General features: G+C 29.3%; 14 protein-coding genes and 2 rRNA genes. 11 read left to right on the top strand and 5 right to left on the bottom strand.

Annotated elements, in window-relative coordinates; genetic code table 11:
* The 8 genes from BUB33_RS12400 to BUB33_RS12365 all read left to right on the top strand — a co-directional run.
* Positions 1-141: ribosomal RNA gene (locus BUB33_RS12400) — 23S ribosomal RNA — on the top strand; the annotation flags it as partial.
* A gap of 31 nt (positions 142-172) precedes the next feature.
* A 5S ribosomal RNA gene (gene rrf / locus BUB33_RS12395) occupies positions 173-289 on the top strand.
* A gap of 145 nt (positions 290-434) precedes the next feature.
* Complete coding sequence (locus tag BUB33_RS12390; protein WP_072976835.1) at positions 435-2,144, top strand: sigma-54 interaction domain-containing protein; 1,710 nt, start codon at positions 435-437, stop codon at positions 2,142-2,144.
* Positions 2,145-2,459: 315 nt separating this feature from the next.
* Positions 2,460-3,221, top strand: a complete 762-nt coding sequence (locus BUB33_RS12385) for a 3-hydroxybutyrate dehydrogenase (protein WP_072976832.1) — start codon at positions 2,460-2,462, stop codon at positions 3,219-3,221.
* A gap of 69 nt (positions 3,222-3,290) precedes the next feature.
* Entirely contained in the window at positions 3,291-4,580 is a 1,290-nt protein-coding gene (locus BUB33_RS12380) for a GntP family permease (protein ID WP_072976830.1), read from the top strand.
* Between the two features lie 70 nt (positions 4,581-4,650).
* Positions 4,651-5,595 (top strand): 3-hydroxyacyl-CoA dehydrogenase family protein, encoded by a 945-nt coding sequence (locus BUB33_RS12375; RefSeq protein ID WP_072976828.1) that lies wholly within the window; start codon positions 4,651-4,653, stop codon positions 5,593-5,595.
* Positions 5,596-5,697: 102 nt separating this feature from the next.
* Positions 5,698-6,723, top strand: a complete 1,026-nt coding sequence (locus tag BUB33_RS12370; protein ID WP_072976826.1) for a YkvI family membrane protein — start codon at positions 5,698-5,700, stop codon at positions 6,721-6,723.
* A gap of 74 nt (positions 6,724-6,797) precedes the next feature.
* Entirely contained in the window at positions 6,798-7,628 is an 831-nt protein-coding gene (locus BUB33_RS12365) for an alpha/beta fold hydrolase (RefSeq protein WP_072976824.1), read from the top strand.
* Positions 7,629-7,678: 50 nt separating this feature from the next.
* On the opposite strand, the gene BUB33_RS12360 is transcribed toward BUB33_RS12365, so the two are convergent.
* On the bottom strand, positions 7,679-8,347 hold the full coding sequence (locus BUB33_RS12360) for a TetR/AcrR family transcriptional regulator (protein ID WP_072976822.1): 669 nt from the start codon (positions 8,345-8,347) through the stop codon (positions 7,679-7,681).
* 273 nt (positions 8,348-8,620) lie between these two features.
* Between BUB33_RS12360 and BUB33_RS12355 the strand changes: the two genes are divergently transcribed.
* The 3 genes from BUB33_RS12355 to BUB33_RS12340 all read left to right on the top strand — a co-directional run bounded on the left by BUB33_RS12355 (position 8,621) and on the right by BUB33_RS12340 (position 12,830).
* Positions 8,621-9,946, top strand: coding sequence for a glycine/sarcosine/betaine reductase component B subunit (locus BUB33_RS12355; RefSeq protein WP_072976821.1), 1,326 nt, complete (start codon positions 8,621-8,623; stop codon positions 9,944-9,946).
* Positions 9,947-9,957: 11 nt separating this feature from the next.
* Positions 9,958-11,268 carry a betaine reductase selenoprotein B gene (grdH, locus tag BUB33_RS12350; protein WP_084725437.1) on the top strand — a complete coding sequence of 437 codons (1,311 nt, stop codon included), beginning with the start codon at positions 9,958-9,960 and terminating at the stop codon, positions 11,266-11,268.
* Positions 11,269-11,339: 71 nt separating this feature from the next.
* On the top strand, positions 11,340-12,830 hold the full coding sequence (locus BUB33_RS12340) for a glycine betaine uptake BCCT transporter (RefSeq protein WP_072976814.1): 1,491 nt from the start codon (positions 11,340-11,342) through the stop codon (positions 12,828-12,830).
* Positions 12,831-13,042: 212 nt separating this feature from the next.
* On the opposite strand, the gene pdxR is transcribed toward BUB33_RS12340, so the two are convergent.
* From pdxR to BUB33_RS12320, 4 genes are all read right to left on the bottom strand, one after another.
* Positions 13,043-14,497 (bottom strand): MocR-like pyridoxine biosynthesis transcription factor PdxR, encoded by a 1,455-nt coding sequence (gene pdxR, locus BUB33_RS12335; RefSeq protein ID WP_072976812.1) that lies wholly within the window; start codon positions 14,495-14,497, stop codon positions 13,043-13,045.
* Positions 14,498-14,702: 205 nt separating this feature from the next.
* Positions 14,703-15,080: an SHOCT-like domain-containing protein gene (locus BUB33_RS12330; RefSeq protein ID WP_072976810.1), complete on the bottom strand. Its 378-nt coding sequence runs from the start codon at positions 15,078-15,080 to the stop codon at positions 14,703-14,705.
* 12 nt (positions 15,081-15,092) lie between these two features.
* Complete coding sequence (locus BUB33_RS12325; protein WP_072976808.1) at positions 15,093-16,304, bottom strand: DUF4097 family beta strand repeat-containing protein; 1,212 nt, start codon at positions 16,302-16,304, stop codon at positions 15,093-15,095.
* A gap of 11 nt (positions 16,305-16,315) precedes the next feature.
* A complete protein-coding gene (locus BUB33_RS12320; RefSeq protein WP_072976805.1) occupies positions 16,316-16,687 on the bottom strand; it encodes a DUF2089 domain-containing protein in 372 nt (123 codons plus the stop codon).
* Positions 16,688-16,700: the final 13 nt, after the last annotated feature.

The following is a 16,700-nucleotide window of genomic DNA, read 5'->3' as shown; positions in this document are numbered from 1 at the left end:
TAAGCACGAAGCCCCCCTCAAGATGAGATTTCCCACTTTTAAAGGTAAGACTCCAAGAAGACCACTTGGTAGATAGGTCTCAGGTGTAAGAGTAGCAATACTTTAAGCTAAGAGATACTAATAAGTCGAGGACTTGACCTAAAACATGTTTAAAATGCAAAAGTAGTTTTCGTCTGGTGACGATAGCAAGATGGACACACCTGTACCCATACCGAACACAGAAGTTAAGCATCTTAACGCCGATGGTACTTGGTTGGTAACGACCTGGGAGAGTAGGAAGTTGCCAGGCTACATAAAATTAATAAAAAGCTCTATTACGTTGGTCGTAGTAGGGCTTTTTTTATGACCTGTAAACTGTGTTATATTTTAAATAAAGTTAGATTTATATAATATATGGTATAATTATATTAGAATATAAATAGGAGTGGGCAATAATGTCTAAGAACGGGGTAAATTTATATAATCTAGCTAATTCTTTTAAAATAGGAATTTTAGTAGTTGATAAATATTGTAATATAAGTTTTTTTAATAATGAAGTTTTAAATATATTAGAATTATTTGATGAAAACAATCTAAACAGAAAAAACCTATCTAATGTCCTATCTAATTTTAATATAAAATCCTTTTTAAATTCTAATAAAAAACATGAATCCCAGAAATTAAAATATAATGGCAAAGATATTATTGTAATAAAAAAGGCAATTTCTAACGATGATACTAAAGAAGGAGCTTATATAATTTTTCAGAAATTAGATACTTATAAAAAAATTATTAGACAGTTTGATGATGAGATAGAAGCATATTCTTTATTAAATACGGTAATGGAAGCTACAAATGATGCTATTGTTTATGTTAATAAAGATGGGTATATAGAAATGTTGAGTAATCCTTATGCGGAATTCTTAGGAGTAGATAGAGAAGTAGCAATAGGAAAGCATGTACGAGAAGTTATAGAAAACACTAGAATGGATATTGTAATAAAAACAGGAATATCAGAAATAGCACAAGTTCAAGAAATAAAAGGTAAAAAGATGATAGCTACAAGAATCCCAGTGTTTGTAAATGGTAAAGTAATAGGTGCTGTAGGTAAAGTTTTATTTAAGGATGTAGATGAATTAAATTCATTATATATGAAAATAAATAAAATTGAGAAAGAATTAAATTTATATAAAGATGAGTTTAAAAAAGTAAACAAAGCTAAATATGCTTTAGATAGTATTATAAGTATAAGTAAGTCAATGGAAAATTTAAAAGTTCTTACAAAGAAGGCAGCAAAAACTAATTCTAATATATTGATTTTAGGTGAATCGGGAACTGGAAAAGAATTATTTGCTCATGCAATTCATAACAATAGTAGACGTATAAATTCACCTTTTATAAAAGTAAATTGTGGTGCAATACCTTATGAATTATTAGAATCAGAATTATTTGGTTATGAAGAAGGAGCATTTACAGGTGCTAAAAAGGGTGGAAAAATTGGGAAGTTTAAGGCAGCAGATGGAGGAACTATATTCTTAGATGAAATCGGGGATTTACCTATGAATATGCAGGTAAAGATATTGAGGGTGCTTCAGGATAAAGAAATAGAAAGAATAGGTTCTAACTTTTCAGAAAAAATTGATGTTAGAGTTATAGCAGCAACTAATAAAGATTTGGAAAAAATGGTCTCTGAAGGTATGTTTAGATTAGATTTATATTATAGATTAAATGTAGTTAGTATAAAGATTCCTCCATTAAGAGATAGAAAGGAAGATATACCTATTCTTTCTAAGTATTTAGTAGACAAGATATCAAAGGGAGAAAATATCAAAGTAGATAAGATACTGGATAATACATTAGAATATTTAAAAAATTATGATTGGCCTGGAAATGTAAGGGAATTAGAAAACATCTTAGAAAGAGCTATAAATTTTTTAGAAGAAGAAACAATAATAAAACCAGAACATTTACCTCCTAAGATTACTGGAATTACACGAAATAAGCAGATGAAAAGTTTGAAATCTATTTTAGAAGAAGTAGAAAAACAATCTATAATAGATAGTTTAATAATTTTTAATGGAAATAAAACATTAGCTGCAAAAGCTTTAGATATTAGTAGGACAAGTTTATACGAAAAAATTTCTAAATATAATATAGATATATAATGTTATTTTTTTGATAATTATAAGAATTGTCAGAAAAATTTACATTCAAATCAGATATAATAAAATAGTGTAAGAAATAATTTACACTTCATTAATTTAAAGTAAATTAATGTAAACTTAAGTTTACATTAACTTAAAAAATTACAAATAAAAGTAAAAGACTATATAAAAGCAAGCATATTTTAACGGAAAATATGCTTGTTTTTTTGTTTGAATTCAATTATTTAGATAAAAATCTAACATTAAATTTAAATTTCAATGGCATGAATTTTGCTATATTAATTATTGAATAAATTAAATTGAGGAGGTATAAAAATGTTAGAAAGTAAAATATGTATCGTAACAGGGGCAGCTAGTGGAATTGGATTAGCAGTTGCAGAAGCTTTTTCTAAGGATGGTGCTAAAGTGATCATGGCTGATATTAATGAAGAAAGACTAGGAAGTGAATCAGAAAGAATAAATGCAGATTATTTTAAAGTAGATTTAAGTACAAGACAAGGTTGTAAGAGTTTAGTTGATTATACTTTAGATAAATATTCAAAAGTAGATATTCTTATAAATGTTGCGGGAATTCAAACAGTATCTCCAATAGAAGATTTTCCAGAAGATAAATGGGATTTTATGATTAATCTAATGTTAACTGCTCCATTCCTATTAACTAAATATGTATGGAGTTCAATGAAGAAACAAGGATGGGGAAGAATAATAAATCTAAATTCAATTCATGGATTAGTAGCATCGGAATTCAAAGTAGCTTATGTTTCAGCGAAACATGGTCTTTCAGGACTAACAAAAACTGCTGCATTAGAGGGAGGACCCCATGGAATAACTGTAAATTCAATTTGTCCAGCATATGTTAGAACTCCTTTAGTAGATAATCAAATTGATGCTCAAGCGACATCCCATGGAATATCAAGGGAAGAAGTTATTGAAAAAGTAATGTTACAAAAAGCAGCAGTTAAAAAACTAATAGAGCCTGAAACTATTGCAGATGTGGCTAAATTCTTGTGTTCAAATGCAGGAGAACACATTACAGGATCAACCCTTACAATAGATGGTGGCTGGACAGCTGGCTAAATATACTTTAGTTTAATAAAAGATAAAGGATAATTAAAATATCAAGTAAAATAAAGGAGGAAATGAATAATGCTAGGTATTATTATTGGATTAGTATTATTGATGTTCTTAGCTTACAGAGGATACTCTATAATCTGGGTAGCTCCACTATGTGCATTAGTAGTAGCTTTAACAGGTAAACTTGAGTTACTTCCAGCATATAAGGATACTTATATGACTGGTTTTGTAGGTTTTACAAAATCTTGGTTTCCTGTATTTATGTTAGGAGCAATATTTGGTCATTTAATGGATTATACTGGTGCTGCTAGATCCATAGCTCAATGGTTAACTAAAGTATTTGGTGCAAAAAGAGCAATTTTAGGTGTGGTTATTGGTTGTGCAGTATTAACATATGGAGGTATTAGTTTGTTTGTAGTTGTATTTGCAATGTATCCTTTAGCAGTAGCTTTATTTAGAGAAGCTAACATTTCTAGAAAACTTATACCTGGAGCAATAGCTCTTGGATCTTTTACTTTTACTATGACGGCAGTACCTGGAACACCTCAAATACAAAACCTTATTCCAATGGATTATTTTCATACAACACCTACTGCAGCTCCTATAATGGGAACTGTAGCAGCTTTATTTATGTTTGGATTAGGTTATTCATATCTTATGTGGAGAGAAAAAAAGCTTTTCACAAAAGGTGATGTATTTACTGAACCCCTAAAAAAACAAGAAAATAATGAAGAGGTATTAGTGAATTTACCAAATCCATTTATATCAGTATTACCTTTGCTTTCAGTAATATTGACATTAAACTTATTAAATTGGGATATTGTTCTTGCATTAATTTCAGGTATAATACTATCAATGCTAACAAATGTTAAACTTTATAAAGGATTTACTAAAACCATTAGTGCTGGGGCAACAGGCTCTATTACAGCTATTATCAATACATCTGCTGCAGTTGGTTTTGGTGCAATAGTAAGAGCAGTACCTGGTTTTCAAACTTTAACTGATTTAGTTCTTGGAATCAAAGGTAGTCCACTTATTTCTGAAGCTGTAGCAGTTAATATTTTAGCTGGATCAACTGGCTCAGCTTCAGGAGGAATGGGTATAGCCTTGGCAGCCTTAGGAGATAAATACTATCAATTAGCATTAGAAACAGGGATAAGTCCTCAGGCTTTTCATAGAATAGCATCTTTAGCATCTGGAGGTCTTGATACCCTTCCTCATAATGGTGCAGTATTAACACTATTAGCTATAACTGGCATGACGCATAAAGAATCTTATATAGATATTTTTATTACTTCTCTAGTATTGCCTGTACTATCATCTATACCAGCTATAATTATTGCAAATTTAGGAATTTATTAAAAGATAAATAAGAGATAATTCCCTTCTAATCTTTATAAGGTAGGAGTTATTAATCAAAGGAGGTTATAAAATGAATTTAGAAAATATTAAAAAAATAGGTATAGCAGGGGCAGGCACTATGGGTTCTGGTATAGCTCAGATATTTGCACGAAAGGGATATGAAGTAGTAGTAACTGATGTTAAAGAAGAATTTCTAGAAAATTCTAAAAAATTAGTATCTATATTTAATAAAAGTCTAATTGAAGAGGGACTTATGGGAGAGTCAGAAGTTGAAAGTACAATAAAAAATATAAAATATAATGTAGATAAAAAAATATTTTCAGATTGCGATATTATAATTGAAGCTATAATTGAAAAAATAGATATAAAGCAGGATTTTTGGAAGGAAGTAGAAAAGGTAGCTAAACCAGATGCAATATTTGCAACAAATACATCTGGTCTTAGTATTACAGAAATATCTAAAAAATTAGAAAACAAAGGTAGATTTATAGGAATGCATTTTTGGAATCCACCTCATATTATACCATTGGTTGAATTAATTAAAGGGGATGGAACTAAGGATGAAATTATAAATATACTATTGAAATTATTAAAGAAAATAGATAAGGAACCAGTAGTAGTTCAAAAAGATATCCCAGGATTTATAGGTAATAGAATACAATTTGCTGTATTTAGAGAGGCATTAAATATAGTGGAAAAGGGAATAGCCACATTTGAAGATGTAGATAGAGCTATGAAATACGGTCCTGGTTTTAGATATCCAATAATAGGACCTTTAGAAACAGCAGATTTAGGGGGATTAGATACATTTTACTATATATCTTCATATCTATTTAATGACTTATCTGATGTAAAAGAACCACAAGAAATATTGAAAAAATTAATGAATAACAAAGAATTAGGTGTTAAATCAAAGAAAGGTTTCTATGATTATTCATATGGTAAGGATGAGGAAGCAATAAAGAGAAGAGATAAAATGTTCTTCAAAATTTTAAAACATATATACAATTTATAAAAGAAGTTCTACTCTTAATTAAGAGTAGAACTTCTTTTATACTAAATTGTTATAGGATAAGCCCTATTCTAATATTATTAAATATTAGGAAGGGGGAAGATGATGAAGAAGATCAATAATAGATGGATGAAAATAGCATCAATATACGTAGGTACAATTATAGGAGCAGGTTTTGCCTCAGGTAGAGAAATTATAGAATTTTTTGGAGTATATGGAGTAAAGGGAATTTTGGGTATGATTATAGTGGGAATATTATTTTCTTTAATTGGAGGATTACTTCTTTTAAAGATATACAACAATAAAATAAATGGATTTGAGGAATTAATATATAAATTATTTGGAAAAAAATTTGGAGTAGTGTTAAATGGAGTAATGACAATTTTTTTATATACAGGATTTAGTGTTATGGTTGCAGGAAGTGGTGCAATATTTAAGGAGGAGTTAGATTTATCCTTTAATCTTGGGATTATTGTAATGATAATTATGTCATTTATAGTATTTCTATTTAGTTTAGAGGGGCTTTCTTTTATAAACTCATTATTAGTACCCTTATTAGTCATAGGGATTGTATTTACATCAATATATTTAAATTTAAAAGAAGGATATTATTTATCTAATATAAATGGAGTGAACTTGACGTTGAAGGGAAATTTTTTGACATCTTCTCTTTTATATTTAGGTTCTAATTCACTGATTATTATTACAGTATTTTCTTCCTTATTACCATTGATGGATAGCAAAAAAACTGCTATTTTAGGTGGTTTATCAGGAGGATTAATATTACTTATTCTTGGTTTATCTATATTAAGTTCCATGCTTGTTTATTATGATGAAGTGGCTGTTTTAGATATTCCAATGTTGAGAATATGCAATTATATAGGAAATGGATATAGAAAATTTTATTCAATTATATTATGGGTTGCAATGTTTACTACTGCTTTAGCCAATGGTTTTAGTTTTATGAATAAAGTATCTAAAAATAAGTATAAAAATTTCATAATAACTTTATTTTGTTTGTTATCTATTCCTCTGGCTAAGTTTGGATTCTCTAATTTAGTAGCAGTATTATATCCAATTTCCGGAGTAATAGGATTTGTTCTTTTACTTTTTATTTTGATAATTTTATAAATATAGATAATGGTTTTTAGATTTTCCTAAATAATATATAATTATTAATGAAAAACAATTAGGATGTGATATTTATGAGTTTCTTTATTACAAGTGATAATGTAAATATATATTATGAAATTAAAGGAGAAGGTTTTCCAATAATTTTTATTCATGGATTTACAGATAATCACAATTGTTTTAGGATACAGCAAAGAGTACTATCTAAGAAATACAAAGTGATTACTTATGATTTAAGAGGTCATGGTATATCAGAAAAGGTAGACTACGGATTAAATCTAGAAAGATTTGCATTAGATTTAAGAGAACTTATAGATTATCTAGAATTAGAAGGAGTAATGTTAGTTGGTTGGTCTATGGGAGTATCTATTATATTGGAATATATAAATTTATTTGACTTAGAGAATATATCCAAGATATGTATTATTGATAAAAGTCCCAAGATTATAAATGATAGCAATTGGAAATTAGGTTTATATCGTGGAAGATATAGTATGGAAGATGCTTTAAAGGATTTAAAACTAATAAACAACAATTGGATGGATTTTGCAGAAAAGTTTATAAAAATAATGGTTCCATATTTAAATGAAAGCCAGTTTAAAATTGCAATGGATAAGATGAATACAAATTCACCTAATGTAATGTATTCAATGTGGAAGTCAATGATAGAAAAAGATTATAGAGATACTTTAAGTAAAATAAAAGTACCAACTTTAATAATATTTGGTGAAAAAAGTACTTTTTATTCAATAGATACTGCAAATTATATTTGTTCAAATATATGCAACTCAAAACTTGTAGTCTTTGAAAATTGCACTCATTTGCTAGTAAATGAAAATCCTATTAAGTTCAATAATATCATTGAAGAATTCATTCAACATGGAATTGATAAATCTTATATTTAAGCTAAATAGGTGATTTATCAATAGAAAAAACTCCTTAAATAAGGAGTTTTTTAATAATAAAAATTATATTCTTTAATTAAAAATCTTTCTACTATGGATTTAATATAATCCATAGTATTATTTCTTGCGTCATCATAGGAAATTTTGTCCATTAATACTCTCTTTAGCATACCTTCAAAGATTAAAAGTGTCATATCATTTAATTTATTTGCATCTTCGGGACGAATATAACCTTCATCTACACATCCAATTACAGTAGTTTCACCTCTCTTATTAATATCACTTTTTAAGAGCATAGTAGAAATATTTTCATCACTACTAACCATATCTTCGGGAAAAAGCTTATAATACTCAGCCACATAATCTTCGAAATGTTTTTCTAAATTAGGGAAGAAAATAGCATTATATATTTCTGGCTTATCATAAGCATAGTCACAAAAACATTCCCATACCTTTAAAAAGACATCCATTGAGTTTTTTGCATCAATTAAATATGTATTTAAAGCAAGAGCATAGTCCTTTATATTTCTCATAGCCGCATAGAAAAGTAAGTGGTCTAAATTTTCAAAATAATTATATAAAGTTGCACTATTATAGCCAGCTCTGTCAGCCACTTTTCTTAAAGTTATTCCATTGATTCCTTCTTCATATATTAATTCATCAGTTGCGTTAATAAAATATGACATCATTCTTTTTCTTTGTATTTCTTTATTTGTCATTATATCACCAAATTTAATTATTTTTCTAAAGATATATTAGCATAAAAAAGGATATTGTACAAATTAATTATAACTATAACTTGATATAAGTATTTAAAATAAAAAATATATAAACAATTCTATGAAATAACATATTAGTTAAGTATTAAGTTTATCTATATTATTAAAAATATTTTAAAAATTATCTATAATTATGATTGAAATATAATCATGATTATGATAACATGATATTTAACAAACATAATCATGATTAATTTAAGGAGGAGTGAAGAGATGAAGCTAGAAATTGGTAATTTCCAAGTAAAAGATGTTGTCTTTGGAGAGAAAACCATGTTTGATAATGGAATTCTATCCATAAATAAAGAAGAAGCTATGGCTTTTATCAAAGAAGATGAACACATTATAGATCTCGACATAGTAATAGCTAAGCCAGGTGAGAGCACAAGAATAGTTCCAGTTAAAGAGGCAGTAGAACCAAGAATTCGTCTAGATGGTAGACCAGTATTTCCTGGTGTTACAGGGGATGTTGAAGCTGTAGGTAATGGAAGAGTACATGCATTGAAGGGATGTAGTGTTCTAGGTGTAGGTATGCACTATGGCAGCTTTGGCGATGGATTAATCGATATGGGCGGAGAAGGAGCTAAATATACTCTATTTTCTGAGTTAATAAATATCTGTATAGTAGCAGATACAGATGAAGAGTTTGAAAGATTTGAGCAACAGAAAAAAAACAGAGCAATTAGATGGGCATCCCATAGATTTGCAGAATATTTAGGAAATACAGTGAAAGGTCTAGATCCAGAAGAAGTTGAAACTTTTGAATTAGAGCCAATAACTAAAAGATCAGAAGAAATAAACAAACTTCCATCAGTTGTACTAGTAATGCAACCTCAATCTCAAATGGAAGAATTAGGCTACAATGATCTAGTATATGGATGGGATATGAATAAATATGTACCATCTTTTATGCATCCAAATGAAGTATTAGATGGAGCTTTAATTTCAGGCAGTTTCATGCCAGCATCATCAAAATGGTCAACTTATGATTTCCAGAATTTTCCTACAATAAAAGAGTTATATAAAGAACATGGAAAATCCATTAACTTCCTAGGAATTATCATGTCAAACTTAAACGTATCCTTGGAACAGAAGAAACGTTCAGCTATATTTGTAGCTCAGATGGCAAAATCTTTAGGAGCAGATGGAGCTATAGTTACTGAAGAAGGATATGGAAATCCCGATGCAGATTATATTTTATGCCTTGCTGCTTTAGAAGATGTAGGAGTAAAAACAGTAGGTATAAGTAATGAATGTACAGGTAGAGATGGAGCCTCTCAACCACTTGTTACATTAGATGAAAAAGCAAATGCATTAGTTTCTACGGGAAATGTTTCTCAATTAATTGAACTTCCACCAGCTGATAAAGTAATAGGAGAATTAGAAGCTCTAGCCAGAGATGGATTGTCTGGAGGATGGGCATATGATGAAATATTAGGGGCTTCTGTTAGAGAAGATGGCTCAATTATTATGGAAAATAATGCAATGTTTTGTGGAGATAGAATAGCAGGTTGGTCAACTAAGACTATGAAAGAATTTTAGGAGGTGGAGAGATGAAAAAAGCAATTCATTATATAAATCAATTCTTTGCAGGTATTGGTGGAGAAGATACTGCTGATTATAGACCAGAGATTAGAGAAGGATTAGTAGGACCATCTCTTGCTCTAAATAGTATGTTAGATGCAGAAGTTACTCATACAATTATTTGTGGTGATAACTTTATGGGTTCTAATACAGATGAAGCAGTTGAAACTATATTAGGATTTTTGGAAGATAAGGAATTCGATATATTTGTTGCTGGGCCAGCATTTCAAGCAGGTAGATATGGGGTAGCATGTGGAACCATTTGTAAAGCTGTTAAAGAAAAGTTTAATGTTCCAGTTATTACATCTATGAATGAGGAAAATCCAGGAGTAGAGATGTTTAAAAAAGATATATATATTTTCCAAGGTGGAAAATCAGCAGCAAAATTAAGAGATGATGTAAAGGCAATGGCTAACTTCGCAAATAAAATATTGAAAGGTGAGAAAACGGGCTCAGCTGATGAAGAAGGATTTTTCTCAAGAGGAATTAGAGCTCAAATATGGTTGAAATCAGGGAAGACTGCTGCAGAAAGAGGAGTAGATATGTTAGTTAAGAAATTAAAGGGAGAACCTTTTGAAACAGAACTTCCAATACCAAAACAAGATAGAGTTCCTATAGCATCTCCAATTAGAGATTTATCTAAATCAAATATTGCAATGGTAACAACTGGCGGAATAGTACCAGTAGACAATCCAGATAGAATTCAATCAGCTTCTGCAACTCGTTGGGGAAAATATGATATATCGAAAGTTGATAGATTAGAATCAGGAGTATATAAAACCATTCATGCTGGATTTGATCCTGCAGCAGCAGATGCAGATCCAAATGTTATAATGCCAATAGATGTAATGAAGGCATATCTAAAGGAAGGGAAAATAGGTAAACTTCATGATTATTTCTATAGCACTGTAGGAACTGGAACAACTCAAGCTGAGGCAGCTAGAATGGGTAAAGAAATAGTTGAAAAATTAAAAGAAGATAATGTAGATGGAGTTATTATGACTTCAACCTGAGGTACTTGTACACGTTGCGGTGCAACAATGGTAAAAGAAATTGAAAGAGCAGGTATACCAGTAGTTCAAATGTGCAATCTAATACCTGTAGCAACAACAGTAGGCTCAAATAAGATAGTACCTACAATATCTATTCCATATCCACTAGGAGATCCATCAACATCTAAAGAACAACAATGGAAATTAAGATACCATAGAGTTGGAGTAGCCTTAGATTCTTTAACTGAAGATATTAAAGAACAAACAGTATTTAAGGTAAAAATTTAAATAAATTATAGGGGTGTCTAGACACCCCTATAATTTCACCTATAAACTACTCTAAAGTGGGAGGAATTATGATGAATAAAATAAAGAAAAAAGATAATACGGTTTTTTATATATCTCTTGCACTATCTATAGCTATAGTTTTATGGGGAATAGTTGCACAAGAGAATTTTTCAAATTTTGCAAACTCATTACTTAATTTCCTAACAACTAATTTTGGATGGTCTTATTTAATATCCATGTTTATCTTTGTTATATTCGCCATTATATTAGCATTTAGTAAATATGGAGATATTAAATTAGGATCAGATGATTCAAAGCCAGAATATAGTACAACATCTTGGTTTGGAATGTTATTTGGAGCTGGAATGGGCATAGGACTTGTGTTTTGGGGTGTAGCTGAACCTATATCACATTTTGTAAGTCCTGCTCCAGGAATTGAATCTGGAACTTTACAAGCTGCAAATTTTGCTATGAAATCATCATTTATGCATTGGGGTTTTCATCCTTGGGCTAATTATAGTATTATAGGTCTTGCCCTAGCTTATTTTCAATTTAGAAAAAATAAGCCAGGTTTAATTAGTAGTATTTTTATACCACTATTGGGTGAAGAAAGAGTTAATGGTCCAATAGGTAAACTAATAGATATACTTGCAGTATTTGCAACAGTAGCAGGAGTAGCTACATCCCTTGGACTTGGAACTTTACAAATCAATAGTGGATTGAATTATCTATTTAATATTCCAGAAACTAAATTAGTTCAAATGGGGATAATTTTAGTAATTACAATTCTATATATTTGGACAGCAGTTAGTGGAATAGATAAAGGTATAAAACTATTAGGAGATATAAATTTAGTGTTGGCATTTGGACTTCTTATACTTACTATCATAATAGGGCCTACACTAAAGGTAATAAATTCGTTCACTAATGGATTAGGTCAATATATTAATAGCTTTATAAGCGACAGTCTTCATGTTGAAGCATTTGGTGATAATAGTTGGACAAACTCCTGGACAATATTTTATTGGGCATGGTGGATAGCATGGGCTCCCTTTGTCGGTACATTTATAGCACGTATTTCGAAGGGGAGAACAATTAGAGAATTCATAGGAGGAGTTATCCTAGCACCTGCTGTAGTTTCAGTTATTTGGTTTGCAGCCTTTGGATCAATGGGAATAAATTTAGTTGACAAAATTGGAGTAGAAGGATTAGCTGTAGCAGCAAACAATCCATCTACAGCTTTATTCCAAGTATTTAGCAACTATTCACTAAGTACAGTATTATCTTTAGTTACAGTAGTATTATTATGTACATTTTTTATTACATCTGCAAACTCAGCTACATTTGTGTTAGGAATCTTATCTTCGGAAGGAGATTTAAATCCTACATCCAAAAAACAATTTGTTTGGGGAGTAGTTCAAGCTTTATTAGCAACATCTTTATTACTTTCAGGAGGACTTCAAGCACTACAAACTGCTTCAGTAGCAGCAGCATTTCCTTTTATATTTGTAATGTTAATAGCAATAGTATCATTGATGAAGGCATTGAAAGAAGAGAAATAAAAGATATATAAGGAGATATTATGGTAAGACTATGGACTAGACAAGATAAGAAAAAAAATACTTTAAAGATATGAAAAAGTTAAGGTTAATTTCTTTGAAGGAAAGTATACTAATTTTTACCCCTCAGAAAAAATAATAGAATTGCAAGAATAACAAATCTAGGAACTCAATGGAAGCTGTAGTAAATTTTAATTTTCTACAGCTTCCTATTTTTATATAAATGGTAAGTAATTATTATTCTTATTCTTAAATGGTCTAGATATTATATTTTCTAATATACGAAGACCTTCAACTATATCATTATCATCTACTGCTCCAAAACTAAGTCTAATATAATTAGAGTAAATAGATTCATCAACAAAAAACACCTTTCCAGGTACAATTGCTAGGCTGTTTTCCGCACATTGATTATAAAGTTCAACGGAATCTATTTCCTTAGGTAATTTAAGCCAAATACTTAGACCACCATTAGGTTTTACATAGGAAATTCCATAATTATTTAATTTATCTAATTCTTTAGTCATAATATTATATTTTTCCGAATAAACCTTTTTAATTTTTTCTATATGTGATTTCCAATAACCTTTTCTTAAATATAAATCAAAGGCTCTTTGAAGATACCCAGATGAAGATACATCAGTGGTATGTTTAGCTTTTATAATTTCTTTAAATAATTTATTAGGTAATGTAATGAAACCCATGCGAACTCCAGGCATAAATATCTTTGAAAAAGATTTAATGAAAATGGTTTGGTTGAATTTATCCATGGATTTTAGGATGGAATTTTTATCATTATCACTAAAAGATAAATCTGTTAAAAAATCATCTTCTATTATATAAAAATCATTTTCTTTTGATAGAGATATGAGTTCTTTTTTCTTATTATCACTATAGGAATAAGTTGTAGGGCTTTGATAATTAGTCATCAAATATAGAAATTTTGGTCTATATCTTTTGGAATAAGCCTTTAATAATTCAGTATCTATACCATCTTCATTCATTGGTATCCCAACAATCTTGGCACCTCTAGATTTAAATACAGCTAATGCACCAGAATACGTTGGATTTTCAACGAATATACAGTCTCCAGGATTTATTAAGGTTTTTGATATTATGTCTAAGCCTTGTTGTCCACCAGATGTAATTAGAATTTCATCTTTATCTACTCTTGTATTATAATTTTCAATTAGAAGCTTAGATATGGACTCTCTAAGTGGTTCATATCCTGTAATTTCAGGATATAAAAAAGCCTGTCCTCCATCTCTATCTAATACTTCTACTAATGCCTGTTTAAATGTTTCTATTGGAAATAAATCAGGAGTAGGAGACATAGAGGCAAAATTAATACTATCTTTTGATATTGGAAGTATACCAGATACCATTAATTCCATAGTACCTTCTTCTAAATAGGGCATATCTTCACATATAGGTGATTTTTTTATATAAGTTCCACTACCCTTAATTGAATAAACATAACCTTCCTTCTCTAAAAGCTTATAGGCACTGACCACAGTTACATTATTTACCCCTAGGGATTTTGCAAGACTACGGATAGAAGGTAACTTTTCCTTTTCAAATTTGTTTTCCTCTATTAATATTTTAAAATTTTCATAGAGTTGGATATATAAAGGCGTATCTATATCCTTATTTAAGATAAATTTATTCATACTTATCCTCCTTAAATGTATGGATACATTTATTATAACAGATTTCATATAAGAATAAACATAAAAGGAAAAATAGATTATATATATTCATCATATTAAAATATATATGGTCTTTAATTAAGGTAAATATTAGTAATCTAATATTAGGAAGGTGTGAAAATTCAATATATAAAATAAATAATAGAATAATCCCACAGCTGTGGGGTTATTCTATTACAACTTCGACCTTAGTTCCATTTTCACTATCTACTTCAACAATTTTACCAGTTTCACCATTTTTGATAGCTGCCAATATTTCTTCCATGTCATTTTCAGTTAGTCCAGCTTCTTTAAACTCAGGGGAAAACTTAGAAGCAAATTTAACTCCTATATTAATAAGTGAGATAGGTAAAGTTACATTAACCTTAGTGGCGTCTTCTGGATCGAAGACTCTTACCTTTAGCCATTTAGCTTTAGTACTCATATTAGTATTATCTGGAGAGTTTGTATTATTAAGAGCATCTAATAGTTGAACACCTTCTTCAGTTGAGATTTTTCCCTCTTTAACCATTGTCAAGATTTGCATTTTTTCGTCTGCTTGCATTTGACCCACTCCTTAATATATATTTATTGATCCATTTGATGTAGAGGCAATAAGTTTTACATTATCTTTATCTTCATCAAAATAAGCACTATGGGCTACTATTTTTTTGAAACCTAAGTTTGCTTGGTTATTAATTTTATATACTAGATTAGGGATTTCAAGGGAGATATTACCCATAGAAGTTTCTAAATCAAAATAACTATCTTTATTGGTTCCATAAACTTTAGAGTTAATTGAGCCATTGGAGGTCATTAATCTTACTTCTTTTGCCCTATTCATATCTATATTATTACATATAATTTTTCCATTAGAGGTAATTAGATGAATTGTATCACAATTAATATCTTCTGTTTCAATTAATGCATTAGAGGTTTTCAATATTATTTTCTCACCATCAATATTATTAACAATTATTTTACCATTTGCTGTTTTAGCTTCCATTTCCAAACTGCGTAAATCTGTTAGAAATATACTGGAATTTGTAGTAATTGTTTTAATAATATCTGAACTTATATCTTTACATTGGATCTTTCCATTTTTAGTTGTTAAATCAATTTCTTTACTGTTTAAGTTCACTATATTAATAGATGAATTAGTAGTTATACATTTTAAGATATTAGTATTTAATTCTTGTATATCTATTTTTCCATTACTAGAATTTAATATTATTTCATCGTAATGCTTCCTAGGTAATGAAACATCTAACTTAATTGATATATTGCTATTATATTTTGGATTAAATGTAATTATATTTTCATTTGCACTAAAATCAAAATATGGTTCATCTGGGGAAAATAATCCCTTTTTATATTGACAGGTAACTTTAATAAATAGAATGTTATTAACAGTTGGTTTCAGTAGTATAGATCCATTAACAGCCTTTAAATCTAACTTTGGAAAATTCATATCAGAGATATCTAAGTTTAGATCTGTGGTAATAGTCTCATAGTTATTTCTAAAGATAAATGAATTGCCTACATCCTTTAAACCATCAAACATACTTGATAATACATTGCTAATGTCCGAACCAATATCTCCAAGAGTATTAAATATGGGCTTTGAAGATTTTTCCTCTTGAGAATCATCATATGTTTCCTCATTATTTTTATTATGATTTTTAGGTATTTCCATATCTTCTAAAGCTTCCATAAGTTTTATAGCATCTTCAGCAGTTATTTTACCTTCTTCAAGCATTGATAAAATCATCATTTTTTCTTCTTTCACTTTGACCCCTCCTATTCTTCACCTTGAAGAAGCCTAAGAGCCTCTTCAGATGTTATTTCACCATTATTTAACTTATTCAAAACTTCTTTTTTATCAATTGTAGGCTCTGTATATTTAGGACTATATCCTAGAGTTTCAATTACATTTTCAAGCCTCGCTCTAACAGTTGGATAAGATATACCTAATTCTTTCTCTATTTCCTTTATATTCCCTCTGCTTTTTATAAAGATTTCAACAAAATTTTTTTGTTCATCATTAAGTTTGCAAAATTTACAAAGTGTAAAATCACCTTCTATATGTGTATGACATTTATGACAGCTAAGTTTTGTTACATAAAGTTCTTCACCACATACGGGACATTTGCCTAATACCTCTTTTCTCATATTATCATCCTCT

Origin of the sequence: Tissierella praeacuta DSM 18095 (assembly GCF_900128955.1) — a bacterium.
Taxonomy (GTDB): Bacteria; Bacillota; Clostridia; order Tissierellales; family Tissierellaceae; genus Tissierella; species Tissierella praeacuta.
The sequence above is the reverse complement of the archived record's forward strand: the minus strand, read 5'-3'. Positions and strand labels throughout refer to the sequence as shown.

Excerpts from the sequence above, each read along its gene's own strand:
- BUB33_RS12390 (WP_072976835.1), top strand. The coding sequence starts at position 435 with ATGTCTAAGAACGGGGTAAATTTATATAATCTAGCTAATTCTTTTAAA.
- BUB33_RS12385 (WP_072976832.1), top strand. The coding sequence starts at position 2,460 with ATGTTAGAAAGTAAAATATGTATCGTAACAGGGGCAGCTAGTGGAATT.
- BUB33_RS12380 (WP_072976830.1), top strand. The coding sequence starts at position 3,291 with ATGCTAGGTATTATTATTGGATTAGTATTATTGATGTTCTTAGCTTAC.
- BUB33_RS12375 (WP_072976828.1), top strand. The coding sequence starts at position 4,651 with ATGAATTTAGAAAATATTAAAAAAATAGGTATAGCAGGGGCAGGCACT.
- BUB33_RS12370 (WP_072976826.1), top strand. The coding sequence starts at position 5,698 with ATGAAGAAGATCAATAATAGATGGATGAAAATAGCATCAATATACGTA.
- BUB33_RS12365 (WP_072976824.1), top strand. The coding sequence starts at position 6,798 with ATGAGTTTCTTTATTACAAGTGATAATGTAAATATATATTATGAAATT.
- BUB33_RS12360 (WP_072976822.1), bottom strand. The coding sequence starts at position 8,347 with ATGACAAATAAAGAAATACAAAGAAAAAGAATGATGTCATATTTTATT.
- BUB33_RS12355 (WP_072976821.1), top strand. The coding sequence starts at position 8,621 with ATGAAGCTAGAAATTGGTAATTTCCAAGTAAAAGATGTTGTCTTTGGA.
- BUB33_RS12340 (WP_072976814.1), top strand. The coding sequence starts at position 11,340 with ATGAATAAAATAAAGAAAAAAGATAATACGGTTTTTTATATATCTCTT.
- pdxR (WP_072976812.1), bottom strand. The coding sequence starts at position 14,497 with ATGAATAAATTTATCTTAAATAAGGATATAGATACGCCTTTATATATC.
- BUB33_RS12330 (WP_072976810.1), bottom strand. The coding sequence starts at position 15,080 with ATGCAAGCAGACGAAAAAATGCAAATCTTGACAATGGTTAAAGAGGGA.
- BUB33_RS12320 (WP_072976805.1), bottom strand. The coding sequence starts at position 16,687 with ATGAGAAAAGAGGTATTAGGCAAATGTCCCGTATGTGGTGAAGAACTT.